This is a genomic window from Streptomyces sp. NPDC001339, assembly GCF_042895955.1.
In the GTDB taxonomy this organism is placed as follows: Bacteria; Actinomycetota; Actinomycetes; order Streptomycetales; family Streptomycetaceae; genus Streptomyces.
The window spans coordinates 271702-295195 of sequence record NZ_JBIAWT010000009.1; the positions used below are offsets into that span (position 1 = coordinate 271702).

The 23494-nt window shown below is 72.3% G+C and carries 20 protein-coding genes and 2 tRNA genes; 3 read left to right on the forward strand and 19 right to left on the reverse strand.

The window, feature by feature from the left end; genetic code table 11:
• Positions 1-241: 241 nt before the first annotated feature.
• Positions 242-314: transfer RNA gene (locus ACFY12_RS26745), tRNA-Ala, on the reverse strand.
• Positions 315-519: 205 nt separating this feature from the next.
• Here ACFY12_RS26745 and ACFY12_RS26750 point away from each other — a divergent pair.
• On the forward strand, positions 520-1938 hold the full coding sequence (locus ACFY12_RS26750; RefSeq protein WP_390718440.1) for a glycosyltransferase 87 family protein: 1419 nt from the start codon (positions 520-522) through the stop codon (positions 1936-1938).
• A 280-nt stretch (positions 1939-2218) separates the two neighbouring features.
• Here ACFY12_RS26750 and ACFY12_RS26755 read toward each other — a convergent pair whose 3' ends face one another.
• From ACFY12_RS26755 to ACFY12_RS26795, 9 genes are all read right to left on the reverse strand, one after another.
• Positions 2219-2452, reverse strand: coding sequence for a hypothetical protein (locus ACFY12_RS26755; protein WP_066936706.1), 234 nt, complete (start codon positions 2450-2452; stop codon positions 2219-2221).
• Between the two features lie 3 nt (positions 2453-2455).
• On the reverse strand, positions 2456-2599 hold the full coding sequence (locus tag ACFY12_RS26760) for a hypothetical protein (RefSeq protein ID WP_390718441.1): 144 nt from the start codon (positions 2597-2599) through the stop codon (positions 2456-2458).
• Between the two features lie 138 nt (positions 2600-2737).
• Positions 2738-2810, reverse strand: a tRNA-Ala gene (locus ACFY12_RS26765).
• A 112-nt stretch (positions 2811-2922) separates the two neighbouring features.
• Positions 2923-3576, reverse strand: coding sequence for a histidine phosphatase family protein (locus tag ACFY12_RS26770; protein ID WP_390718527.1), 654 nt, complete (start codon positions 3574-3576; stop codon positions 2923-2925).
• Positions 3573-4007 carry a ribosome silencing factor gene (gene rsfS, locus ACFY12_RS26775; protein WP_390718442.1) on the reverse strand — a complete coding sequence of 145 codons (435 nt, stop codon included), beginning with the start codon at positions 4005-4007 and terminating at the stop codon, positions 3573-3575. Before rsfS ends, ACFY12_RS26770 begins: the two co-directional genes overlap by 4 nt.
• A 282-nt stretch (positions 4008-4289) precedes the next feature.
• Positions 4290-6122, reverse strand: a complete 1833-nt coding sequence (locus tag ACFY12_RS26780; protein ID WP_390718443.1) for an LCP family protein — start codon at positions 6120-6122, stop codon at positions 4290-4292.
• Positions 6123-6146: 24 nt separating this feature from the next.
• Positions 6147-6758, reverse strand: coding sequence for a nicotinate-nucleotide adenylyltransferase (gene nadD / locus ACFY12_RS26785; protein WP_390718444.1), 612 nt, complete (start codon positions 6756-6758; stop codon positions 6147-6149).
• 52 nt (positions 6759-6810) lie between these two features.
• Positions 6811-6972, reverse strand: a complete 162-nt coding sequence (locus tag ACFY12_RS26790) for a hypothetical protein (RefSeq protein ID WP_390718445.1) — start codon at positions 6970-6972, stop codon at positions 6811-6813.
• A 257-nt stretch (positions 6973-7229) separates the two neighbouring features.
• Positions 7230-7379 (reverse strand): hypothetical protein, encoded by a 150-nt coding sequence (locus ACFY12_RS26795; RefSeq protein ID WP_181690447.1) that lies wholly within the window; start codon positions 7377-7379, stop codon positions 7230-7232.
• A gap of 173 nt (positions 7380-7552) precedes the next feature.
• Between ACFY12_RS26795 and ACFY12_RS26800 the strand changes: the two genes are divergently transcribed.
• The gene (locus tag ACFY12_RS26800) at positions 7553-8674 is read left to right on the forward strand and encodes a M48 family metallopeptidase (RefSeq protein WP_390718446.1); all 1122 of its coding nucleotides are present in this window, start codon (positions 7553-7555) and stop codon (positions 8672-8674) included.
• A 70-nt stretch (positions 8675-8744) separates the two neighbouring features.
• On the opposite strand, the gene ACFY12_RS26805 is transcribed toward ACFY12_RS26800, so the two are convergent.
• The 5 genes from ACFY12_RS26805 to proB all read right to left on the reverse strand — a co-directional run bounded on the left by ACFY12_RS26805 (position 8745) and on the right by proB (position 13949).
• Positions 8745-9875: a hypothetical protein gene (locus ACFY12_RS26805; protein WP_390718447.1), complete on the reverse strand. Its 1131-nt coding sequence runs from the start codon at positions 9873-9875 to the stop codon at positions 8745-8747.
• A 107-nt stretch (positions 9876-9982) separates the two neighbouring features.
• A complete protein-coding gene (locus ACFY12_RS26810; protein WP_390718448.1) occupies positions 9983-10651 on the reverse strand; it encodes a hypothetical protein in 669 nt (222 codons plus the stop codon).
• 85 nt (positions 10652-10736) lie between these two features.
• Entirely contained in the window at positions 10737-12005 is a 1269-nt protein-coding gene (locus ACFY12_RS26815; RefSeq protein ID WP_390718449.1) for a glutamate-5-semialdehyde dehydrogenase, read from the reverse strand.
• A gap of 73 nt (positions 12006-12078) precedes the next feature.
• Complete coding sequence (locus ACFY12_RS26820; protein WP_390718450.1) at positions 12079-12603, reverse strand: hypothetical protein; 525 nt, start codon at positions 12601-12603, stop codon at positions 12079-12081.
• A gap of 209 nt (positions 12604-12812) precedes the next feature.
• The gene (gene proB / locus ACFY12_RS26825; RefSeq protein ID WP_390718451.1) at positions 12813-13949 is read right to left on the reverse strand and encodes a glutamate 5-kinase; all 1137 of its coding nucleotides are present in this window, start codon (positions 13947-13949) and stop codon (positions 12813-12815) included.
• A 481-nt stretch (positions 13950-14430) separates the two neighbouring features.
• Here proB and ACFY12_RS26830 point away from each other — a divergent pair, with 481 nt between their 5' ends.
• Positions 14431-16545, forward strand: coding sequence for a hypothetical protein (locus ACFY12_RS26830; RefSeq protein ID WP_390718452.1), 2115 nt, complete (start codon positions 14431-14433; stop codon positions 16543-16545).
• Between the two features lie 231 nt (positions 16546-16776).
• Here the strand turns inward: ACFY12_RS26830 and obgE are convergent, their stop codons facing one another.
• The 4 genes from obgE to ACFY12_RS26850 form a co-directional block, all read right to left on the reverse strand.
• Entirely contained in the window at positions 16777-18213 is a 1437-nt protein-coding gene (gene obgE / locus ACFY12_RS26835; protein ID WP_390718453.1) for a GTPase ObgE, read from the reverse strand.
• Between the two features lie 255 nt (positions 18214-18468).
• A complete protein-coding gene (gene rpmA / locus ACFY12_RS26840) occupies positions 18469-18726 on the reverse strand; it encodes a 50S ribosomal protein L27 (protein WP_066931927.1) in 258 nt (85 codons plus the stop codon).
• Positions 18727-18740: 14 nt separating this feature from the next.
• A complete protein-coding gene (rplU, locus tag ACFY12_RS26845; protein ID WP_018538042.1) occupies positions 18741-19061 on the reverse strand; it encodes a 50S ribosomal protein L21 in 321 nt (106 codons plus the stop codon).
• Positions 19062-19318: 257 nt separating this feature from the next.
• On the reverse strand, positions 19319-23335 hold the full coding sequence (locus ACFY12_RS26850) for a ribonuclease E/G (RefSeq protein WP_390718454.1): 4017 nt from the start codon (positions 23333-23335) through the stop codon (positions 19319-19321).
• Positions 23336-23494 lie beyond the last annotated feature (159 nt).

The window sequence follows — 23494 nt, forward strand, 5'->3', positions numbered from 1 at the left end:
GGCCCGCTAAGCAGAAGGCGTACGGCACGCATGGCGCCAGGGTACCGCAGGGCATACGGGGGCGCTGGTGAGGATTCCCCGGATGCGGGCCCCGGGGCACGTGGGCAGTGCCGGCTGACGGGAGGTCAGCGCAACGGCCGCAGGGAACGCCCGGCCACTGCCTCGGAGGTGCGTGCGCCGAAGACACGGGGTACGTACGACAGAGCAGGCCGTCCGTAATGGACGGCCTACTCTTCATCTGTGGAGCTAAGGAGAATTGAACTCCTGACCTCCTGCATGCCATGCAGGCGCTCTACCAACTGAGCTATAGCCCCGGGTCTTGTCTCCGCCTCGGTTCCCCGCGGCGACATCGCCTACATTACACGGACCTCCCCGGCTTCTGCCAAATCGCACACCCGTCACCCGGCCACCACCCCTGGACGAGGCCCTTCGGGCCGCAGCACCCCCGGAGGCCCTCCGGCGGGACCCGAGGTACTGTCGGCAAGCCGTGTCCGATTCGTCCTGGGGGAGCCGTACGCCGTGACCGCGCTGGAGCTCGAACAGTCCACCGACCCCGGCGGCCCGAACCCCCGCAGGGGCATCGCCCGTCGCCATCCGATCCCCGCGGCGGCCCTTGTCTGCCTGGTCTCCTTCACCGCCTTCTGGATCGCACAGCGCCTTGCGGGCGTGACGATGATCGACCTGATGGTCTACCGCGCGGAGGGCCTCACCGTCCGCGCCGGCGAATCCCTCTACGACATGGTGGCCACCTCGGCGCAGCTGCCCAACACCTACCCGCCCTTCGCGGCGCTGCTGTTCACCCCGCTCACTCTGTTCGACGTCCCGGTGATGCGTACTCTCGCCACCGCCGGCAACCTCCTGCTGCTCGTCGCCGTCGTCCATCTCTCGCTGCGCCTGGCCGGCCGGCCCCGCCTGCTCCCCCGTCCCGCGGCGACGCTGGCACTCTCGGCACTGCTGGTGTGGTGCGAGCCGGTGTGGACGACGCTGCGCTACGGGCAGATCAACCTGCTGCTCGCCGCGCTGGTCCTGTGGGACCTGACCCGTAGGGACAGCAACCGGCTCGCGGGCATCGGTATCGGTATCGCGGCCGGTATCAAGCTGACGCCGGCGCTGTTCGCCGTGTTCCTCGCGGTGGCCGGCGCCGTCCTGGCCGGGCGGCGGCTCCGCTCCGGCGCCGGCATACGTACCGCCTGGAACCCCTGGCTACGGCAGGCCTCCGTCGCCACCGGCACCTTCCTTGCCACCGCGCTGCTCTCCGCGCTCGCCCTGCCGCGTGACGCACACCGCTTCTGGACCGAGACCGTCTTCGCCGCCGACCGGGTCGGGGAGGTGGAGATCACCGCGAACCAGTCGCTGCGCGGCGCTCTCGCCCGGCTGCTGCACACCCACGACCCGGGCGCCGCCTGGATCGTCGTGGCCGGTCTGACGGCCGTCCTCGGGCTGGCACTGGCGGCCGGCTCACTACTGCGCGGGCCGGGGGCGGCGCAGGCCGAAGGCCGGGGGAAGGCCTGGGCGGCCGTCGCCTGCGCGGCCACCGCGCTCCTGATCAGCCCGATCTCCTGGTCGCACCACTGGGTGTGGTGCATCCCGATGCTGATCCTGCTCGGATCCGAGGCGCTGCACCGCGCGGCACACCGCCCGGCGGCCGGTGCGGAGCACGGCGAGCCCCGCAGGCGGATGCCGACCGCCGCCCGTCGCTGGTGGACGACGACCATCGCACTGGGCCTCCTCTTCTTCTCGTTCGCCCTCTGGTGGGTGCCGCATCGCTGGCACCGGCACGAGGAACTGCACCAGAACGGCGTCCAGATGCTGCTCTCCGGCGTCTATCCGATCGCCGGCACCGTCATCCTGACGCTGGCCGGCGTCCGGCTGTGGCGACTACGGCGACTGAGCCGCACTCCCGCGCCGCTGAACCGGACGGTCGCGCCGCGGAATTGAGCGGAATTGAACGGTCGGTAGCTCGCTGTTCCTTCCAACGGCCGGTACACCGGCGGCAGTTCCGCGCGCCCGGAACCGACCGGAAGGGGCCGAAAGCGGCCGCGGCTGGTCAGTGCTGACCGGTCGCTGCAAGAGACTGTGCATCTGCCCGGCGGTGCTCGGCCAGTTCCGGAGGGGGCGCCAGATGGCGGGTATCGCAGATGACTTGGGACGGCTCGGCCAGAAGGCGACCAGGGCAGCTGGTCAGGGGGCGGCTCGTCAGGGGCGGCCAGGCTCCCGGTCAGGCCGTCACGAACGAGTAGAACCGCTTCAGCGTGCAGTGCTCGTCCAGCAGCCGCCCGTAGATCGGCTCCCCGTCGAGCTCCCGATAGGTCTCGATGGGGTCGCCTTTTATGACCAGGGCGCGGGCGCACTCCTCGCACCAGTACTGATAGTCGGCGTTGACCGGTTCCATGTCGCGGACGATCGGCGTTCCGCTGCCGCACCAGTCACACTTCCTGCTGTGGGCGCCCATCCATCAGCTCCAACTGTGGCCGCAGGCCGTGCAGACGAAGGAAATACCGCCATTGTCGCCCAGCACCTGTGCCACATGGGACGAGCCGCACGCAGGGCACTGCAGGGCGAGCAGGGCAGGGACCTCCTCCAGGATGCTCGTGAGCATCGCGATCTTCTCCTCCCCGGCCGGCGCCGTCCGATTCTGCCACGGACCGCCCACCGGGTCAGGCTCGCCGTCGCGCCACCCGGTATCCCGAAAACGCAGAGATCCCGCCTCCTTGAGGAGGCGGGATCATCTGGGCTGTGGAGCTAAGGAGAATTGAACTCCTGACCTCCTGCATGCCATGCAGGCGCTCTACCAACTGAGCTATAGCCCCGGGTCTTGTTCCGGCCCTCCGAGTTTCCCCGGCGGCCCCGCGAACAAGAAGAACTTTAGCCTGCGACCTGCCCAGATGTGAAATCCGGTCCGGCGGGGCCGCCCCGCGGGGCTCAGTCGTCGTCGCCGAGCACCGGTTCCGGCAGTGTGCCGGCGTTGTGCTCCAACAGGCGCCAGCCGCGCGCACCCTCGCCCAGCACCGACCAGCAGCAGTTCGACAGGCCGCCCAGGCCCTCCCAGTGGTGGGCCTCCAGGCCGAGCAGCCGGCCGATGGTGGTGCGGATCGTGCCGCCATGGCTGACCACGACCAGGGTGCCGTTCTCGGGCAGCTTGCCGGCGTGGTTGAGCACCACGGGGGCGGAGCGATCGGCGACCTCGGTCTCCAGCTCGCCGCCGCCCCGGCGGACCGGCTCACCGCGCTTCCAGGCGGTGTACTGCTCGCCGTACCGCGCGAGGATCTCGTCGTGCGTGAGCCCCTGCCAGGAGCCCGCGTAGGTCTCCCGGAGGGCGGCGTCGTGCGTCACCTCAAGACGGGTCAGGGCGGCCAGCTCGCCGGCCGTGTCCGCGGCGCGCCGGAGGTCCGAGGCGATGATCGCGTCCGGGCGCAGGGAGGCGAGCAGCCGGGCCGCCCGCCGCGCCTGGGCCCGGCCCGTGTCGGTCAGCTCGATGTCCGTGGACCCCTGGAAGCGGCGCTCCAGATTCCAGGACGTCTGGCCGTGCCGCCACAGGACGATACGGCGGCCCGGGGGGCGCGTGGTGCCGTTCAGAACCGCTCCCCGTCCTGCCCGCCGGCCGTGGTCTCGGCGTGCGCGGCGGCCTTGCCGCGGGTGGCCTTGGCCTCCTCCGGGAGGTCGATCTCGGGGCAGTCCTTCCACAGCCGCTCGAGCGCGTAGAACACCCGCTCCTCGCTGTGCTGGACGTGTACGACGATGTCGACGTAGTCGAGCAGCACCCAGCGGGCCTCGCGGTCGCCCTCACGGCGGACCGGCTTGGCGCCCAGGTCCTTGTTGAGCCGTTCCTCGATCTCGTCGACGATCGCCTTGACCTGGCGGTCAGTGGGCGCCGAGGCGAGCAGGAAGGCATCGGTGATCGAGAGGACGTCACTGACGTCGTACGCGATGATGTCGTGCGCGAGCTTGTCGGCCGCGGCCTGGGCGGCGGCGTTGATGAGCTCGATGGAACGGTCCGTGGCGGTCACAAGCGGCTTTCCGGGTCGAGGGCTGCCTCTCCGGCGGCTGGGGTACTCCCCCACAGCTCGCGCTGGGGGCACCCCCACCAGCGTGGGCCGGCGGGAGGGCGGACGGCGCTCGGCGCAGCCTCGGCGCGCGCCGCGGTCCCCCGGGCAACCGGATCAGCGGTCAGATACCCCACAAGGGTCTCACGGACCACCGACACTCCCGGCAGCGTTTTCGAACCCGTGGGTCACACACGGCGTCCGCGCTGGTCAGAGACGTGCCGGAAGCCGCCGGGCACGTCTCTGTCAGCCCTTGTAGTCCCGCCCCAGCACCACCTGGACATCGGCGTTCGCGGGCGCCTTGCCCTGCTTGACCGAGCCGGCCGGCAGGCCCAGCGTCTTGGCGACCTCGGTGGCCTTCGCCTTCTGGGCGGCGTCCCCGTAGCCGACCTCGGAGGTGGCCCGGGCCGCGCTGTCGGTGCCGTCGTCGACGAAGGTGTAGCCGCCGTTGACCAGCGCGACCTGCGCCTTGCCGGTGGCTTCCTTGGTGCCGGTGGCGTTGCGGACGGCGACCCGGGCGGTCGCGTCGGGGGCGGTCTTCCTGACCGAGCCGCCGAGTACGTCCTTGACCACGCTCGCCGCGGTGGCGGGACTGAGCGTGCCGTTCGTCTCCACGGGCAGCACGGTCGTGGTGTACGCACCGGTCTTGGCCAGTTCCGCGCGCTGCGCCAGCGAGCTGCCCAGCTGGCCCTCGGTGAGCGGCGGGTCGAGCACCTGCAGGAGTGCCTTCACCGTGGCGGTGGCGCCGTCGGCGTCGCTGGACAGCTTCTTCAGGGTCGCCTGCACGACCTGCCCGAACCGCCGCAGCTGCCCGGTCTGGTTCTCGCCGGACGCCTGGTAGGTGGCGTAGGCGACGGCGGCCCGGCCGCCCAGGTCTTGGGCGCGCCCCTGCTTGACCACCGGGGAGTCGCCCTTCTTGGCGCCGGGCACGGTGGCGTCGGTGTCCAGGGTGATACCGCCGACCGTCTCGACGAGGTTCTCCAGATAGGGGGTGTCCAGCCGCCAGGTGGCCTTCAGGTCGGCGCCCAGGAGGCTGTTGAGGGAGTCCCGGGTCGGGTCGGCGCCGTCGTCCGTGACGGATTTGCCGAGGGTCGTGGCGGTGCCGTCGTCCTTGGGGACGACGAGGCTGTTGGGCAGCAGGACGGTGGTGCCCTTGTGGGTGGTCACGTTGTCGACGAGCAGTGCCGTGGAGCTCTTGCCGCTCTTGATGTCCCGCAGATGTACGACGAGGACGTCGCGCTTCTGCCCGCCCGCCTCGGTCTGCCCGCCGGCCTGCGGGCCGGCCAGTCCGGGCAGTTTGCCCGCCCACCACAGATAGCCGACACCACCGGCGACCAACAGGGCCAGGACGACGCAGAGCGCGACGATCCGGCTGCGGCCGCGCCGTTTGGCCTCCTCACGGCGCTCGGTGCGGCTCTCGGTGAACTTGAGCCAGTCGATGACGTCTTCGGAGTCCTCGTCCGGCTCCTCGATGAAGGAGAACTGCTCCGTGCGGTAATCGGGGGGCGACGAGGAGGACGAAGAGAACGCGGAGGAAGCAGAGGAAGCAGAGGAAGCGGACACCGACGAAGCGGAGGGCGGGGAGGGCGGGGCGGCCGCCGAGGACGGCGACGGCTGCTGCTGGGCCTGCTGCGGGATCCACTCCTGCTGCGGGTGCTGGGGTTGCTGCGGATGCTGTGGATGGGGCTGCTGCTGGGGCTGGGCGTACGGGTCGTACTGCTGGGGGTAGCCGGGCTGGGGCGGCACCTGATGGCCGCCGTACGGGTCATAGCCGTACTCGGGGCGGCCCGCCTGGGTCTGCTGTCCCTGGTGGCCCTGGTGGCCCTGCTGCCCCTCGTGGCCCTGCTGCGCCTGGTGCCCGGCGTACGGGTCGTAGCCCTCGTAGCCGGACGGAGTGGACTGCTGGCCATACGGGTCGTACGGGTCGTAGTACTGCCCATACGACGGCCGGCCGCCGTCACGGTATACGGGCTGCCCGTAGGCGTCGTAGGTGTAGCCCGGCTGCCCCTGCTGCTCCTGGGCGTACGGGTCGTGGGCGTACGGGTCCTGCGGCCCGTACGGATCCTGCCGGTCGCTCACCGGTACCCCTTTCCGTCAGCCCCGTCAGCAGTCGTCGCGGTACAGCTGCTTCTTGTCGATGTAGCGCACCACACCGTCCGGCACCAGGTACCAGACCGGCTCCCCCTGGGCGACGCGCGCCCGGCAGTCGCTCGAGGAGATGGCGAGCGCGGGCACCTCGACCAGGGAGACCGCTCCCTCGGGGAGCCCGGGGTCCGCGAGGACGTGGCCGGGTCTGGTCACCCCGATGAAGTGGGCGAGCGAGACCAGCTCGGCGGCGTCGTGCCAGGTGAGGATCTGGCTGAGCGCGTCGGCGCCGGTGATGAAGAACAGATCCGCGTCACGGTGCTCCGCCCGCAGATCACGCAGCGTGTCTATGGTGTACGTCTTGCCGCCGCGGTCGATGTCGATACGGCTGACGGAGAACTGGGGGTTCGAGGCCGTGGCGATGACCGTCATCAGGTAGCGGTCCTCGGCCGGCGACACCTTCTTGTGGCTCTTCTGCCACGGCTGCCCCGTGGGCACGAAGATGACCTCGTCGAGGTGGAACAGGCTGGCCACCTCGCTGGCGGCGACCAGGTGCCCGTGGTGGATCGGGTCGAACGTCCCGCCCATCACTCCGAGTCGCCGCTTCACGGGCTCTGTGTGCTCTCCCATGCGTGCAGACCCTACTGGGCGGGGCGCGATGCCGGGGGACGGGTGTCCGGGCTCAGCGGTCCCGGTTGAAGCGGGTGGTGATCCAGAGCAGGAGGAGCAGGACGAACAGGGCGCCGCCGCCGGTCAGGTAGGGGCTCAGGCTGGCGTGACCGCCCTCGTGGCCGGGCTCGGCGGCCAGGGAGACCAGGGACTGTGCGGTGGTGTGCAGGCTCATCGTCGGCAGGACCAATCCGGGCTGGGGTCGGGCAGAGACTTCGACCACATCGTAAGCGTCGGCTCACTGCGGGCTCACGGCGACTCCACCCGGTGGCGGCCGGAACGGCCGACGGCACTCGGGGCGATCGGGCGATCGGTGGCGCGCGGAGTCGCTGCGGCCCGGCGGGGTCAGTCCTTGCCGCACGGGGTCAGTCCTTGCCGTACGAGGTCAGTCCTTGCCGTACGAGGGCAGTCCTCGCGGTACGCGGTACCAGGTCAGTCCTTGCCGTAACCGCGCAGCAGGAACCAGGCGAGCAGGACGGCGCCGACGACGCCCACGATGATCACGGTGCGCAGGAGCCATCCGGGGCCCGTCTGGTGGGCGGGGTCCTGGGCGGCGGCGAGGAGCACGCTCGGATGCGGCATGACGGTGGACTCCCTCCGGTAGCGGCCCGAGCGGTCGGGTGGGCGGGCCTGTGCGGTCACGGTGCGACCTGTGCGGTCACTGGTGCGATCGCCAGCGTACGCCCGAGCATCCAATCGGCTGTCGGCGGCGTCCTCTAGGCTGAACACACGCAGTCGAACAGGGGGAGGCCCCAATGACCGAGAGCCCAGGCGGCGCGCACGTACCGAGCCGGGACCGGCGGCGATTCCCCGGAATCTCCTCGCGGTCGTACGAGCATCCGGCCGACCGCTCGGCGCTGGTGGCGCTGCGCAAGCTGAGCGGTTTCGACACGGTCTTCAAGACGCTCAGCGGCCTACTGCCGGAGCGCAGTCTCCGGCTGCTGTTCCTGTCGGATTCGGTGCGGGTCAGCGACCAGCAGTTCTCGCACCTCAACGACATGCTGCGGGACGCCTGCCACATCCTGGACCTGGAGAAGGTCCCGCCGATGTACGTCAATCAGGACCCGCAGCCCAATGCCATGTGCATCGGTCTGGACGAGCCGGTCATCGTGGTCACGACGGGTCTGGTCGAGCTGCTCGACGAGGAGGAGATGCGGGCGGTCATCGGCCACGAGGTCGGCCACGCGCTGTCCGGGCACGCCGTCTACCGCACGATCCTGCTGTTCCTGACGAACCTGGCCACGAAGGTCGCCTGGATCCCGCTGGGCAACGTCGCGATCATGGGGATCGTGGCGGCGCTGCGCGAGTGGTTCCGTAAGTCGGAGCTCTCCGCCGACCGCGCCGGGCTACTCGTCGGCCAGGATCTCCAGGCCTCCATGCGCGGCCTGATGAAGCTGGCCGGCGGCAACCACCTGCACGAGATGAACGTGGACGCGTTCCTCGAGCAGGCCGATGAGTACGAGGCCGGCGGCGATCTGCGCGACTCCGTGCTGAAGATCCTCAACCTGCTGCCGCGCAGCCACCCGTTCACGACCGTACGGGCGGCCGAGCTGAAGAAGTGGGCGGCCAGCCGCGATTACCAGCGGATCATGGACGGCCACTACCCGCGCCGGGACGAGGACAAGGACGCGTCGGTCTCCGACTCGTTCCGCGACTCCGCGGCGCACTACGCCGATTCGGTGCGCCACAGCAAGGACCCGCTGATGGGTCTGGTCCGCGATATCGCGGGCGGCGCGGGCGACTTGGGCGGCAAGCTGCGCGACACGGTCTTCCGCAGCGGCTCGCGCCCGGGCGGCACAGGCGGCGCCAACGGCTCCGGCGGCACGGGCAACTCCGGCGGCAGCAAGGGCAGCACGGGCGACTCGGACGGTTCCTGACGCCCGTGCCAGAGGTCCCGGACGTCCCGGAGGTCCCGGAGGTCCCGGAAGTCCCGGAAGTCCCGGCCGCCTAGCGGATCGGGTGGGCCGGCTTCGGTTCGGCGGAAGGGGCCAGTTGGCCGCAGAGCGGCGGGTTGGTCAGGTCCCGGGCGTAGGGGTCGGTGGCCGAGGGCCGGGCGTCGCCGGCGCGCTGGCCCGCGAACAGCGGGTGCAGGGCGTCGGCCGACTGTGCGGAGCAGGCCATCGGCCCGGCCTGCAGACTGCTCCGGAGCAGCTCCAGGCGGTGGTCGGTGAGGTCGTCGCGGTCGATCCGGAAGTGCATCTCACGCCGTACGGTGACCAGCGAGGCGGCGCCCGGAGTGGCCTTGCCGAGGTGCTGCCCCGCCCCGTCCTGCCGGGCGCCGGGGGCGGGGGCGGGCCGTACCGCGTAGACGAAGGTGTAGTCGGCGGTGACGTCGAGCGCGTCGGGGCCCAGCTCCGAGGCGGACAGTGTGCCGTCGACCCGTACGTCGCGGGCCGCGAGCCGGGTCTCTCGGGGGTCGAAGCGGACCAGCCAGCCGGTCGCCGCATGGCGGCCGTTGTTGTCGGGGTGCGCCAGGCTCCGGTCGAACTGGTCGAGTTGGCCGGTGTCGATCAGCAGCCGTACCGGCCGTACGGATCCGCCGGTGAGGGTGGCGGGATCCAGCGAGGAGCGGACGATGTAGTCCTTGACGGTGGTCAGGGCGGAGACGATCTGGCTGTCGGAGAAGTGCTCGGTGCGGGCGACGGCCGGCAGATTGACGCCCGCGGCGCCGATCCGGTAGTCGGCCGCCGGGCTGTGCCCGAAGAGGTCGTCGGGCGTTCCGCCCGGTACGGCCCCGGCCGGGGCGAGCGGCACCACGGCGGACCGCAGCGGCTGCGTGGCGGCCGGCTCAGGGGCCTTGTACGGATGGCGTATGCCCATGTAGACGGCCGTGCCGAAGGCGAGAACGATCAGCAGCACCAGCAGGACGGCCTGCCGGGAGCCGCCCAGCCGGGCCCATGCGTGCCGGGTCTTCACGGCGGGTGCGTGGTGCTCGCCGAGCCGTTCGTCCGCGGAGAATTCCTGCAGGCGGGCAGCCCGGACGAACGATTCGTCGAAGACGACGGATCGGTACTCGTCCTCACCGCCTCCCGGGGCGCCGTTGGGCGTCCCTTCGGGAGGGTCACCAGGCCCGGCCATACAACAAGAGTAGGTCTGCGGAGGCAGGGATAAACGCCGGGACGGCGGGCAACTTCAGCCGACCGCCCCGTTTCGGGCGCCCGATTCCCGGGCAGGACGGCAGGCGGTTACTGCGGCCCGGTGACAGCGGAGGCGGAGGGGCGCCCGGATCCCTCGGACGGCGGCGACGGCAGGCCCGGACGCGCCGTCCGGACGCTGTCCGCGCCCCCCGTGGTGGGGGTGTCGACCCCGCTGGTGGTGGGCGCCGGCGCCGGGCTCTGGTTCCGCCCCGAGGCGCCCCGGTAGACGGCGCTGAAGGCGAGCGCCACGAGCCCGATACCCATCACCACGGCCAGTACCCAGGCGACCGGCCGGTGCCAGCGGGTGCTGCCGCGATAGGGGCGCAACGAGCCGCCGTACGGGCCGTACGGGCTGTGCGGCCCGTAGTCGCCGTACGCTCCGCCGTCGTCCTCGTACCCCTCGTCGCCGTACGCCTCGAAGCCGTCCGCTCCCGGGCCGCGGCGCCCTCTGCGGCCGCGGCCGCCGGCCTCGCCCTGGTCGTCGCCGTCGGGCCCGAAGCCGGGCCCGGAGCGGGCCGCCTCGGCCTCGGCGCGCGCCTCGGCGGCGGCCAGCAGGCGCTCGACCGCCGAAGGCTCGTGGATCTGCGCGGACCGTACGAATTCCTCGTCGAAGACCACGGAAGCGAAGTCTTCGTCCGCTCTTCCGTGGCTCCTGTGGTGGTGCTCGTCGGGCTCTTCGCCGTCCGGGAACGGCCTGCCCCCCACGTCGTCCGGCACCCGTCCAGGTTAGCCCCGAACGGTCGCTTCGGGCAGGGAGATGCGGGAGAGAAAACGGCGGATCCGGGGCCCGGGCCGGGGCGGCTCAGCGGGTGTGGCCGTCGCCCGTGAGGATGTACTTCGTCGACGTGAGCTCCGGCAGGCCCATGGGGCCACGGGCGTGCAGCTTCTGCGTCGAGATACCGATCTCCGCGCCGAAGCCGAACTGGCCGCCATCGGTGAACCGGGTCGAGGCGTTGACCGCGACGGTGGTCGAATCCACCAATTGGGTGAAACGGCGGGCGGCGGCCTGCGAGCCGGTGACGATGGCCTCGGTGTGCCCCGAGGTCCAGCGGCGGATGTGGGCCACCGCCGCGTCCAGGTCCGGCACCACGGCGGCCGCGATGTCGTACGAGAGGTACTCGGTGGCCCAGTCCTCGTCGGTGGCCGGCGCGACCAGCCCGGGGCCCGCCTGCTGCCAGGCCGCGTCACCGTGGACGACGACCCCGGCCTGGGTGAGCGCCTCCAGGGCGCGCGGCAGGAACTTCTCGGCGATCCCGGCGTGCACCAGCACGGTCTCCGCGGCGTTGCAGACGCTGGGCCGCTGGGCCTTGGAGTTGATCAGGATGTCGATCGCCATGTCGAGGTCGGCGGCCTCGTCGATGTAGACGTGGCAGTTGCCGGTGCCGGTCTCGATCACCGGGACGGTGGACTCCTCGACGACCGTACGGATCAGCGAGGCGCCGCCGCGCGGGATCAGCACGTCCACCAGGCCCCGGGCGCGCATAAGTTCGCGCACCGAGTCGCGGCTCTCACCGGGCACCAGCTGCACCGCGTCCGCGGGCAGCCCGGCGCTCCGCACGGCGTCGCGGAGCACGTCCACCAGGGCGCTGTTGGAGGCGTACGCGGACGAAGAGCCGCGCAGCAGTACGGCGTTGCCGGACTTCAGGCAGAGGGCCGCGGCGTCCACCGTCACATTGGGCCGGGCCTCGTAGATGATGCCGACCACGCCGAGCGGGACCCGGACCTGGCGGAGGTCGAGGCCGTTGGGGAGGGTCGAGCCGCGCAGCACCTCGCCCACCGGGTCGGGCAGCGCCACGACCTGGCGGACGTCCGCGGCGATCGCCCCGATCCGCTCCCGGGTGAGGGTGAGCCGGTCCACGATCGACTCGGCGGTGCCGGCTTCCCGGGCCTTGGCGATGTCCTCGGCGTTGGCGGCGATGATCGCGTCGGCCCGCTCCACCAGGGCGTCGGCGATGGCGAGCAGTGCGGCATCGCGCGCCGTCCGCGGCAGCGGAGCCAGGACGGCGGCCGCCTCCCGCGCACGGCGGGCGGTGTCGAGGACGGGTGTGGAGTGCGCTGCGCTGCTGGTCATGGCCGCAGCCTATAGCGGGCGGGCGGATGGGTGCCCGCCGCTGCCCCTGGGCGGCGCCTTACGGCGGACCGGGTCAGAACGGGTGGACGCCGACCGGCCAGGCCGGGGGCGGGCCGTACCCCTCCGCGACGCGCTGGTGGTAGGTCTCCCGGTCGATGACCTCCAGGCCGACGATCTCCCACGGCGGCAGGTTGGCCGTCGACCGGTGCTCGCCCCACAGCCGCAGCGCGACCGCCGCGGCATCGTGCAGGTCCCGGGCCTCCTCCCAGTAGCGGATCTCGGCGTGATCGCCGGCGTAACGGCTGGTCAGCAGGAAGGGGTGGTCGTGGGCGAGCCGTTCCAGCGACCGCCGTACCTCCGTCAGCGGGGCTCGCGCGCCCGAGACGCTGAGGGTGATGTGCCACATCCGGGGCGTCTCCCGGCGCTCGCCCTCCGGGGCCCGCCGCGCCGTCCCGTGCCGCTCCGTGTGCCCGTCGTCGTCCGTATCCGGCGTATCCGTCCGGCCGTCTTCCCCACCGGTCGCGGCGCCGGATCCGACGCTGGTCAGTGTCCGTTCCGCCGTCCCTCGGGGCGGTGCTCCCGGGCGCCCTCGTCCCACCGGCGGCCTCCTGTGATGCGCATCGCCTCCGTACGCGGGGTGCGGAGCGATGGTGCGGTCGTACTTCGGCGTGTGCGCTCGCGCGCTGCGGGCGCCGCTCCCCTACGGCGCCCCCGCAACAAAGTTGACCAGTCCGCGGGCCCTCGCGGGGGCGTTTTCCGCAAGGTCCCGCGGAACAGCCGGTCCACGCCCCACCCGAGGGGTACGCGTCAGTGGTGCAGCAGCACCAGATCGTCGCGGTGCACGACCTCGCGCTCGTACGCCGGACCCAGCTCGCGGGCAAGATCCCGGGTCGAACGGCCAATCAATCGGGGGATTTCCCGGGCGTCGAAGTTGACGAGCCCCCGGGCCACCGGATGGCCGGTGCCGTCCCGCAGCTCCACCGGGTCGCCCGCGGAGAACTCGCCCTCCACGGCGGCGATGCCGGCCGGGAGCAGCGAGGAGTGCCGCTCGACGACGGCCCGCACCGCCCCGTCGTCGAGGACGAGCGCACCGCGCGGCGTGGAGGCGTGCGCGAGCCACAGCAGCCGGTCGGCGGTGCGCCGGCCGGTGCGCAGGAAGTGCGTGCCGGTGGGCCCGCCGGCCAGCGCCTCCGAGGCGTGCACGGCGGAGGTCAGTACGACCGGGATGCCGGCGCCGGCCGCGATCCGGGCCGCCTCGACCTTGGTGACCATGCCGCCGGTGCCGACGCCGGCCTTGCCCGCGCTGCCGATGGAGACGCCCTCCAGGTCCTGGGGCCCGTGGACCTCCGCTATCCGGGAGGTGCCGGGCCTGGACGGGTCGCCGTCGTAGAGGCCGTCCACGTCGGAGAGGAGGACCAGCAGGTCGGCGCGGACGAGATGGGCGACCAGCGCGGCCAGCCGGTCGTTGTCGCCGAAGCGGATCTCGTCGGTGGCGACCGTGTCGTTCTCGTTGACGATCGGGACCGCGCCCATGGCCAGGAGCTGGTCGAGGGTCCGGTAGGCGTTGCGGTAGTGGGCCCGGCGGCTGGTGTCGTCGGAGGTCAGCAGGACCTGGCCGACGCGGCGCCCGTAGCGGGCGAACGACGCGGTGTAGCGGGCGACCAGCAGCCCCTGGCCGACGCTGGCGGCGGCCTGCTGGCGGGCCAGATCACGGGGGCGCCGGTCCAGCCCCAGGGGCGCCAGTCCGGCCGCGATGGCGCCGGAGGAGACCAGCACGATCTCCCGGTCCTGGTGCTTGGCCAGCACGTCCACCAGGGCGTCCACCCGGTCCGCGTCCAGACCTCCGGCGGCCGTGGTCAGCGACGACGAGCCGACCTTCACCACGATCCGGCGGGCGTCCGCCACTTCCTGCCGTGCGCCTGCTGCGGCTGCAGCGCCTGCCATGTGTCCGTACCTCTGTGTTTCCCGGTCCTGTGACCGTACGGGCGTCGTTTCCCGGTCCTGTACGGGCGTCCCGGCGCCGTCGGTCCCCGCTCGTCCCGTCGTCCCGTATCGCGTCCCTACGGGCGCAATCTACGGCAGTACGGCCTGCGGGCGCGTGCGGGGGCGTGCGGAGGCCTGCCGCCCGGAGCCCCCGGGCCGGGGAATCCAGGAGATCCGGGGCCGTGGCGGGCGACGCCTCACACGATTTTCTGCCGTAATTAATTTTTATTAAGACGCAGAAAGTGCCTCATGGGTTGCGTTCGATTGGCCCGATTTCGCGGCGATGAGAGCCACAGCAGATTGTCACCAAGGCCAACGAGGTCATACGGTCGGGTGTCCATCGGTCCCGTTTCGCCGCCCCGGCGGTGTCGCAGCGCGGGACCGGGCCACCCCCCACTGGCCTTCCCCCCAGAACCTTTCTTGCTGCCAGGAGCCCTCCCCCGTGCCTTCCGCCGGAATCGTTCCCCGCCGAGCCGTACAGCTCGCGGCACTCCTCGCGATGATGGTCGCGTTCATCGCCCAGCTCGTCGGTGCGCTGCTGTCCGTCATTCCCCTGTTCATCGCCGCGTCCGTGGTCAACCTCGGCCTGGACCTGGTCCTCCAGCACAAGCAGCCGGGCCTGCTCGCGGTGCTGGGCCGGATCCGGTTCGATGTCACGGTCCGTCAGCTGCTGCGCGACATGCTGATACTGGTCGGCCTGTTGCACATCGACGGCATCAACCCGCTGGAGGAGCAGGCTCCGCTCACCATCACGCTGCTGCTCTTCTACGGCACCCACTTCGTGTGCCAGGCGGTCGCCGTACTGGTCCGCCGGTCGCGCAGTCTGCCGTTCGTGACCCGCAACATCGACGCCACCGCGCTGCGGTTGTGCGACGCCCCGCCGCGGATCCTCTCCCGTCAGACGGGCCGGCGGCTGCTGCGCTTCTCGGTGCCGACCACGGTGGGCATGATGATCACCGCGATCACCGCGGACGCGTACTGGGGCGGCATCGGCCTGACCGTCTCGCTGACCCTGTCCGCCGGCGGCACGCTCTACCTGAGCACCTGGCTGCTGCCGGGGAAGCGGGTGGCCGATGAGCAGCAGGCGCTGCGGTGGCTGGACAACTGGCTGGCCGCGTACCGGCCGACGGTCGGCATGTACTTCTCCGGCGGCGCCACCTCCGCCTACCAGGCCAACATGTGGCTGAGCACCCTGGCCGCCCTCGACGGCAACCCGATCATCGTGCTCCGTGAGCGCTTCATGGTGCAGAAGATCGAGGCCACGGACGTACCGATCGTCTGCATCCCGAAGGTCGCCCACCTGATGCGCCTGGAGCACTCCACCCTCAAGGTGCTGCTGCACCCGGCGAACTCCGGCAAGACCTCGCAGATCCTGCGCATCCCGTCCATCAAGCACGCCTTCACCAACCACGGCGAGAGCGACAAGCTGTCCTCCTGCAACCCGTACGCCAAGGCGTACGACGAGGTGTGGGTGGCGGGCCCGGCGGCCCGTGAGCGCTACCAGCTCGCGGACATCGGCGTCGAGGACAAGGACGTCGTCGAGGTCGGCCGCCCGCAGCTGGCCCCGATCCGGGCGGTCCGGCCGCCCGGCCCCGGCGGCGCCCCGGCCGCCCCCCGGACGACCACGGTGCTGTACGCCCCGACCTGGGAGGGCTGGGACGGCAACCCCGGCAACACCTCGGTGATCCTGGCCGGCGAGAACATCGTCCGCGAGCTGCTGGCCGATGCGCGGGTGCGGCTGCTCTACAAGCCGCATCCGATGACCGGCTCCGTCGACCCGCGTGCGGCCGCCGCCGACGCCCGGATCCAGGCGATGATCACGGAGGCCAACGCCCGGCGCGGCGGCGCGCGGCCCGGCCCCGAGGCCGCCGCCGAACTGGCCCGCCGCACCGACGAGCTGGAGGCGCTGACCACCTCGGCGTTCCGTAAGAGCGCGGACGAACTGGAGCGGATGCGGCTCCAGGGCACCCCCGAGGAGGGCCGCGCGGCCGCCGTGGAGGACGCGGGCGCCGCCTGGGAGGAGGCCTACTGGAACTCCTTCCCGGAGTGGGAGCACCTGGTCATCACCACCGCCCGCCCCGGTATCTTCAGCTGCTTCAACCAGGCGGACGTGCTGATCAGCGATGTCTCCAGTGTCGTCTCCGACTACCTGACCAGCGAGAAGCCGTACGCGGTGGCCAACACCTCGGGGATGACGGAGCACGAGTTCCGGGTGAACTTCCCGACCGTCCGGGCGGCGACCATCCTCACGCCCGACGGCCGGGGCGTCGCCGGTCTGCTCGACGCGGTCCGCGATCCGGAGAAGGACACCCTGGCGGCGGAGCGGGCCGAGCTGAAGGACCACCTGCTGGGCCCGTCGGACCCGCCGTCGTCGGTCCGCTTCAACCAGGCCGCGCGGGCTCTGTGCGCCAAGGCCGACGAGCGGCGCGTCCGGATGGAGAGGCGGCTGGCCGGCATCCCCGGGCAGCGCACCCAGGAGGAGAGGGAGGCCCTGGACGCCTCCGAGGCGGCCGGACGCAAGCCCAACGGCGCCTCGGGTGCGGCGGCCGCCGTCTAGGCCGCAGCGGGGCCGTCCATGGCCGTTCATGGCCGTCTGTGGCCGCGCAGGGCGGTCCTGAGCGACGAGCGGGCCCGGGCCGCTGTGGAGTCAGTGGTCCACGGCGGCCCGGGCCCGCTCGTCGTGCCCGTCGGACGGGCTGTGGTGCCGGTGCCTGTCAGACGGGCTGCAGTGCCGGTGCCCGTCAGAGCTGTAGCGCCGGTGCCCGTGAGAACGGAGCGTCGTGTCCCGTCAGAACGGCCGGAAGCCGTCGTACTCCTCGGCGGCCTCGTCGCGCTCCGCGTCGCGGTCGCGGCGGCGCTGGGCGGCCGGGCGCGGGGCCTCGAAGCGGTGGTCCTCGCCGCGGCGGCCGAGCATCTCCGCGCCGGACGTCATCGACGGCTCCCAGTCGAAGACCACGGCGTTGTCCTCGGGGCCGATCGCCACCCCGTCCATGGCCCGGGCGCCCTGCTTGAGGAGTTCGTCCTCGACGCCGAGGCGGTTGAGCCGGTCGGCGAGGTAGCCCACCGCCTCGTCGTTGTTGAAGTCGGTCTGGCGGACCCAGCGTTCGGGCTTCTCGCCCCGTACGCGGAAGAACCCGTCGGCCTCGCGCGTCACCGTGAAGCCGGCGTCGTCCACGGCCTTGGGCCGGATGACGATCCTGGTGGCCTCCTGGACGGGCCGGGCGGCGCGGGCCTGGGCGACGATCTCGGCCAGGGCGTACGTCAGCTCCTTGAGGCCCTGGCGGTCGACCGCGGACACCTCGAAGACGCGGTAGCCGCGCTCCTCCAGGTCGGGCCGGATCATCTCGGCGAGGTCCTTGCCGTCGGGGATGTCGACCTTGTTCAGGACGACCACCCGCGGCCGGTCCTCCAGGCCGCCGTACTGGGCGAGCTCCGCCTCGATGACGTCGAGGTCGGTGACCGGGTCGCGCTGCGACTCCAGGGTCGCGGTGTCCAGGACGTGGACGAGGACCGCGCAGCGCTCGACGTGCCGCAGGAACTCCAGGCCCAGGCCCTTGCCCTGGCTGGCGCCGGGGATCAGCCCCGGCACGTCCGCGATGGTGAAGACCGTCGCACCGGCCGTGACCACGCCGAGGTGCGGCACCAGCGTCGTGAACGGGTAGTCGGCGATCTTGGGCTTGGCGGCGGAGAGGACCGAGATCAGGGAGGACTTCCCGGCGCTCGGGTAGCCGACCAGCGCCACGTCCGCGACGGTCTTGAGCTCCAGGACGATGTCGCGGGTCTCACCGGGCTCGCCGAGCAGCGCGAAGCCGGGGGCCTTGCGGCGGGCGGAGGCGAGCGCCGCGTTGCCGAGGCCGCCGCGGCCGCCCTGGCCGGCGACGAAGGTGGTGCCCTGGCCGACCAGGTCGGCGAGGACCTCACCGTTCCCGTCGAGCACGACCGTGCCGTCCGGCACCGGCAGGACCAGGTCCTTGCCGTTCTTGCCCTCGCGATTGTCACCGGCGCCGGGCTGGCCGTTGGTGGCCTTGCGGTGCGGGTGGTGGTGGTAGTCGATCAGGGTGGTGACGTCCTGGTCGACCACCAGGATCACATCGCCGCCCCGGCCGCCGTTGCCGCCGTCGGGGCCGCCGAGCGGCTTGAACTTCTCCCGGTGTACGGAGGCACAGCCGTGGCCTCCGTTACCCGCGGCGACGTGCAGTTCGACGCGGTCCACGAAGGTGGTCATGGTGGGTGCCTCCAGGTGAGCGGGGTGATCTGCGTACGGCGCACCACGGGGAGTACGCGACGGGGTGCGCGGCAGGTGGTGCGGAGTTGTCTCGTTGTCTCTGTCGTAACACGCCAAGGGCGGACCGGCCTTCCCGCTCTCGCGAGAAAAGGCGGTCCGCCCCTGGGTGGTGCTGTGGTGCCCCCGGGCCTGCGGCATCAACGGATGACGCCACGGCCCCGGGTCAGCAGCCGAGCTGCCGTGTCCGGGCCGGAATTACTCGGCGACCGGAACGATGTTCACGACCTTGCGGCCACGGTGGGTGCCGAACTGCACCGCGCCGGGCTGCAGGGCGAACAGGGTGTCGTCGCCGCCGCGGCCGACGCCCGTGCCCGGGTGGAAGTGGGTGCCACGCTGGCGGACCAGGATCTCACCGGCGAGGACGGCCTGACCGCCGAAGCGCTTCACGCCGAGCCGCTGAGCGTTGGAATCGCGACCGTTCCGAGTGGACGATGCGCCCTTCTTGTGTGCCATGTCTCCTCAGTCCCTTACTTCGCCGGAGCGTCGATGCCGGTGATCTTCAGCGCCGTGTGGAGCTGGCGGTGGCCGATCCGCTTCTTGTAACCGGTCTTGTTCTTGTACTTCTGGATCCGGATCTTGTCGCCCTTGTGGTGGTCCACGACCTCGGCCTGGACCTTCACGCCGGCGAGGACCCACGGGTCGCTGGTGACCGCGTCACCGTCGACGACCAGCAGCGTGGAGAGCTCGACGGTGTCGCCGACCTTGCTGGTGGAAATGCGGTCAACCTCGATGACGTCGCCAACAGCAACCTTCTGCTGGCGCCCGCCGGTGCGCACGATCGCGTACACGCGGAACTCTCTTTCGCTAGGGTTTCGATCCTCTGATGCCAGCCGCTCTCACGGGCTCGGGACGACCCGTGGAATCCGAGAGGACGAGCGGCCTCCCTCGGCGAACCGAGAGGTGTTTGCTCAGGGGTTTTCGGGTCTTCGACGCCAACGGTTCTCCACCAATGGTTCTCAGACACCGACGGTCAAGGTTACGGGGCCTTGACCAGGGGGTCAAACCGGCCCCGGGCCACTGACGGCCCGGGGCACGGTCCTGCTGCTCAGTCCTCCGCGGAAGCGGACACCGACGGGGCCGAGGCCTGCTCGGCGGCGGCGGTCTTCTTGGCCGCGGCCTTCTTCGTCGTCGTCTTCTTCGCGGTGGTCTTCTTCGCCGTGGCCTTCTTGGCGGTGGTGGTCTTCTTCGCCACCGTCTTCTTGGCCGTGGTCTTCTTCGCCGCGGTCTTCTTGGCGGTGGTGGTCTTCTTCGCCGCCGCCTTCTTGGCCGTGGTCTTCTTCGCCGCGGCCTTCTTCGCGGTCTTCTTGACCGCGGGCTCGGTCTCCGGCTCGACGGCCTCGGGAGCCTCGACCGCCTCGACCGCCTCGGGGGCCTCGGCCGCCCCGGCGCCCGTGACGGGCTCCACGGCCTCGGCAACCGGCTCGGCGGCCTTCTCCGGCTCCGCCGCGGCTGCCGTGACGACCACCGTGGCGGCGGCCTCCGCGGCATCCGGCGAGCCCGCCGGAGCGGACGCCCTACGGGTCACCCGGCGCCGCGTACGGGCCGGTGCGGGCTCCGCGGCCGGCGCCTCGGCAGCCGGCTCCACGGCTTCCGCGGCCTTCACCGGCTCCGGCTCGGCAGCCGGCGCCGCCTCGACGGGCACCACGATCTCGGCCGGCTCCGCGGCGGCCTTCGGGGCGCCCGCCGGAGCGGACACCTTCCGGCTCACCCGGCGGCGGCCCCGGCTCCGTCCGGCGGCCGCTTCGGCCTCGGCCGGGCTGCTGAACCACTCGTCGGCCTCGGCCACCGCGGGCTGCAGCTCGGCCTCGGTCACCGGGGCGGGCTCCAGCTCGGGTCCGGCACCGTCCGGCAGCTCGGCCGCCGCCTCCACCTCGTGGACGTGCGGCTCGGCCTGCGCGGCCTTGCCCTTCTTCTTGCGCTTGCCGCCACCGCCGACCGTCGTCGGCTGCTCCATGTGGACGATGACGCCCCGGCCGTTGCAGTGCACACACGACTCGGAGAACGACTCCAGCAGCCCCTGGCCGACCCGCTTACGGGTCATCTGGACCAGACCGAGCGAGGTGACCTCGGCCACCTGGTGCTTCGTACGGTCCCGGCCCAGGCACTCCAGCAGCCGGCGCAGCACCAGGTCCCGGTTGGACTCCAGCACCATGTCGATGAAGTCGATCACGATGATGCCGCCGAGGTCGCGCAGCCGCAGCTGGCGCACGATCTCCTCGGCCGCCTCCAGGTTGTTCCTGGTGACCGTCTCCTCCAGGTTGCCGCCCTGGCCGGTGAACTTGCCGGTGTTGACGTCGACCACGACCATCGCCTCGGTCCGGTCGATCACCAGCGAGCCGCCACTGGGCAGCCAGACCTTGCGGTCCAGCGCCTTCATCAGCTGCTCGTCGATCCGGTACGTCGCGAAGACGTCGACCTCCGAGGTCCACTTCTGCAGCCGGTCGACGAGGTCCGGGGCGACGTGCGCGACATAGCCGTGGACGGTCTGCCAGGCGTCGTCACCACTGACGATGACCTTGGAGAAGTCCTCGTTGAAGATGTCGCGGACGACCCGGACGGTCATGTCCGGCTCGCCGTAGAGCAGCGACGGGGAGCTCGTGGAAGCGGCCTTCGCCTTCTTCTGGATCTCCTCCCACTGCGCCTGCAGCCGCTGGACGTCGCGCGCCAGCTCCTCCTCGCTCGCACCCTCCGCGGCCGTACGGACGATGACGCCCGCGTCCTCGGGAACGATCTTCTTGAGGATCTGCTTCAGCCGCGCCCGCTCGGTGTCCGGGAGCTTGCGGCTGATACCGGTCATCGAGCCCTCGGGCACGTAGACCAGGTAGCGGCCGGGCAGCGAGACCTGGCTGGTCAGCCGGGCGCCCTTGTGGCCGATCGGGTCCTTGGTCACCTGGACGAGGACCGACTGGCCGGACTTGAGGGCCGTCTCGATGCGGCGCGGGCCGTTGGCCATGCCCAGCGCCTCGAAGTTGACCTCGCCGGCGTACAGCACGGCGTTGCGGCCCTTGCCGATGTCGACGAAGGCGGCCTCCATCGACGGCAGGACGTTCTGCACCTTGCCGAGGTAGACATTGCCGACGTACGAGGTCGCCTGCTCCTTGTTGACGAAGTGCTCCACGAGCACGTTGTCCTCGAGGACGCCGATCTGGGTGCGCTCGCCGCTCTGGCGGACGACCATCACCCGCTCGACGGCCTCACGACGGGCCAGGAACTCCGCCTCGGTGATGATCGGCACCCGGCGGCGGCCCTGCTCACGGCCCTCACGGCGGCGCTGCTTCTTGGCCTCCAGACGCGTCGACCCCTTGATCGACTGCACCTCGTCCGACGGCTCTTCCTTCTTCCGGGGCTCACGGATCTTGACGACCGTACGCTCCGGCTCGTCGGTGCCCGCCTCGCCCATCGCCTCGGCGGGCTCACCCGCGCGACGGCGGCGACGGCGGCGGCGACGGCTGCTGCTGGTGCCGGCACCCGACGGCTGCTCCTCGGCGGCCTCCTCCTCGGCGGCGCGCTCCTCGCCCGCCTCGGGCCCGGCCTCCGCGCCGGCGGCCTCGTCCTCGGCCGCGGGGGCCTCGGCGAGCTCCTCGGCGGCCTCACCACGGCGACGGCGACGGCCACCACGGCGACGGCGACGGGAGGGACGCTCGGCGAACTCCTCCTCCTCGCCGTGACCGGCCTCGGCCTCCGCGGTCTCCGGCTCGGCCGCCTCGGCGGCCTCCGGCTCCTCGGCCACGGCCGCGGGTGCGGGCGCCTGCTCGGCCTCGGCCGGCGCACCACGGCGGCGACGACGGCGGGTAGCGGCGGCGGGCTGCTCCTCCGGCGACGGCTCGGCGGCGGCCTCCTCCTGGCGGGCCGCGGCGGCCGCGGCGGCCGCGGTCTCCGGGGTCTGGAACATCGGCTCGGCGAACACCGGCGCCTGGAAGACGGCGGTCGGCGCACGCTGCGCCCGGCGACGGCCGCGCGCCGGCGCCTCCTTGGCCGGCTCCTCCTCGGCGCGGGCAGCCTCGGCACGCGGCGCCTCAGCGGCCGGCTCGGCCGCCGACGCGGCGGGGCGCACGGCACGGCGGCGCGTCCGGCGGCCGCGCGCCGCGGCCTCGGCCTCGGCCACTTCCGGCTCCTCGGCCTTTTCGACCTTTTCGGCTTCTTCGGCTTCCGCAGCCGCAGCCGCAGAAGTGGTGGCCACGGCGGCCTCCTCGGCCGCCTGGGGCGAGCCGGCGGGCGCGGTGGCCTTACGGGCCGCACGACGGCGGCCACGGGCGGGCTTCGCCGCCTCAGCGGCGACAGGCGCTGCCTCCTCGGCGGGCGCGGGCGCCTCCTCGGCGGCCGGAGCAGCCGGAACGGCGCTCTCGACCGTCGCGGCGGCGGCCTCCTCGGCAGCGCTCACCCGGGGAGCGCCGGCGGGCGCGGTCGCCTTACGGGTCGCACGACGGCGCGCACGGGCCGGCTTGGCCGCCTCAGCGGCGGGCGCGGCAGTCTCCTCGGCGGCGGCCGGTGCGGCCTCTTCGACCACCTCGGCCTCCGGCGCGGGCGTCCCGGCGACGGCGGCCGGCTCCGCGACGGCCTCGGCCTGCGGGGATCCGGCGGGCGCGGTGGCCTTACGGGTGGCGCGACGGCGGGTACGGCGCGGCGCGGCCTCCTCGGCCTGCGGCGCCTCGGCGGGCGTCCCGGCAGCGGGCACCTCGGCGGCGGCCGGGGCCTCGGCAGGCTCCTCCGCAGCCGTCGCGGGTGCCTGAGGGGACCCGGCCGGGGCGGTGGCCTTACGGGTCGCACGGCGGCGGGTACGGGCGGGCTTCGCCGCCTCGGCGGCGACAGGTGCCGCCTCGTCCGCCGTGGCGGAAACGGGCTCCCCGGCGGGAGCCGGATCGGCGGCCGGGGCCGGATCGGCGGCGGCGTCCGTGCTGATCACGGACACCTCGGCGGTACCTCCGGCCACCGGCGGACCGGCCGGCCGGGACGCCGCACGACGCCGACGGCGCGGCGGCAGGGTGTCGCTGGGTGAGTGGTTCTCCTCGATCCCACCGTCCGCGGACGGCGTGGATTCGATGGGCTCAATGGGCTCGAGCATGCGGGCGGTTCTCCCGTCACGCCCCCGGGCGCCGCGCCTGATTCCGGCCACGGTCCGCGTGATGAGCGCGGGCCCGCTGTCCGGGGCGTGGGCGCCGCACGGGAGCTGTCGTCTCGCTCGCCGGGCCCCTTAGGGCGGGAACCGGCGAAAGTCTCCTGG

Bases quoted from the DNA above. Each gene is read 5' to 3' on its own strand.
- rpmA (WP_066931927.1), bottom strand. From the start codon at position 18,726: ATGGCACACAAGAAGGGCGCATCGTCCACTCGGAACGGTCGCGATTCC.
- nadD (WP_390718444.1), bottom strand. From the start codon at position 6,758: ATGGGAGAGCACACAGAGCCCGTGAAGCGGCGACTCGGAGTGATGGGC.
- ACFY12_RS26800 (WP_390718446.1), top strand. From the start codon at position 7,553: ATGACCGAGAGCCCAGGCGGCGCGCACGTACCGAGCCGGGACCGGCGG.
- proB (WP_390718451.1), bottom strand. From the start codon at position 13,949: ATGGCAGGCGCTGCAGCCGCAGCAGGCGCACGGCAGGAAGTGGCGGAC.
- ACFY12_RS26790 (WP_390718445.1), bottom strand. From the start codon at position 6,972: ATGAGCCTGCACACCACCGCACAGTCCCTGGTCTCCCTGGCCGCCGAG.
- ACFY12_RS26760 (WP_390718441.1), bottom strand. From the start codon at position 2,599: ATGCTCACGAGCATCCTGGAGGAGGTCCCTGCCCTGCTCGCCCTGCAG.
- ACFY12_RS26755 (WP_066936706.1), bottom strand. From the start codon at position 2,452: ATGGGCGCCCACAGCAGGAAGTGTGACTGGTGCGGCAGCGGAACGCCG.
- ACFY12_RS26815 (WP_390718449.1), bottom strand. From the start codon at position 12,005: ATGACCAGCAGCGCAGCGCACTCCACACCCGTCCTCGACACCGCCCGC.
- ACFY12_RS26805 (WP_390718447.1), bottom strand. From the start codon at position 9,875: ATGGCCGGGCCTGGTGACCCTCCCGAAGGGACGCCCAACGGCGCCCCG.
- obgE (WP_390718453.1), bottom strand. From the start codon at position 18,213: ATGACCACCTTCGTGGACCGCGTCGAACTGCACGTCGCCGCGGGTAAC.
- ACFY12_RS26850 (WP_390718454.1), bottom strand. From the start codon at position 23,335: ATGCTCGAGCCCATTGAGCCCATCGAATCCACGCCGTCCGCGGACGGT.
- ACFY12_RS26795 (WP_181690447.1), bottom strand. From the start codon at position 7,379: ATGCCGCATCCGAGCGTGCTCCTCGCCGCCGCCCAGGACCCCGCCCAC.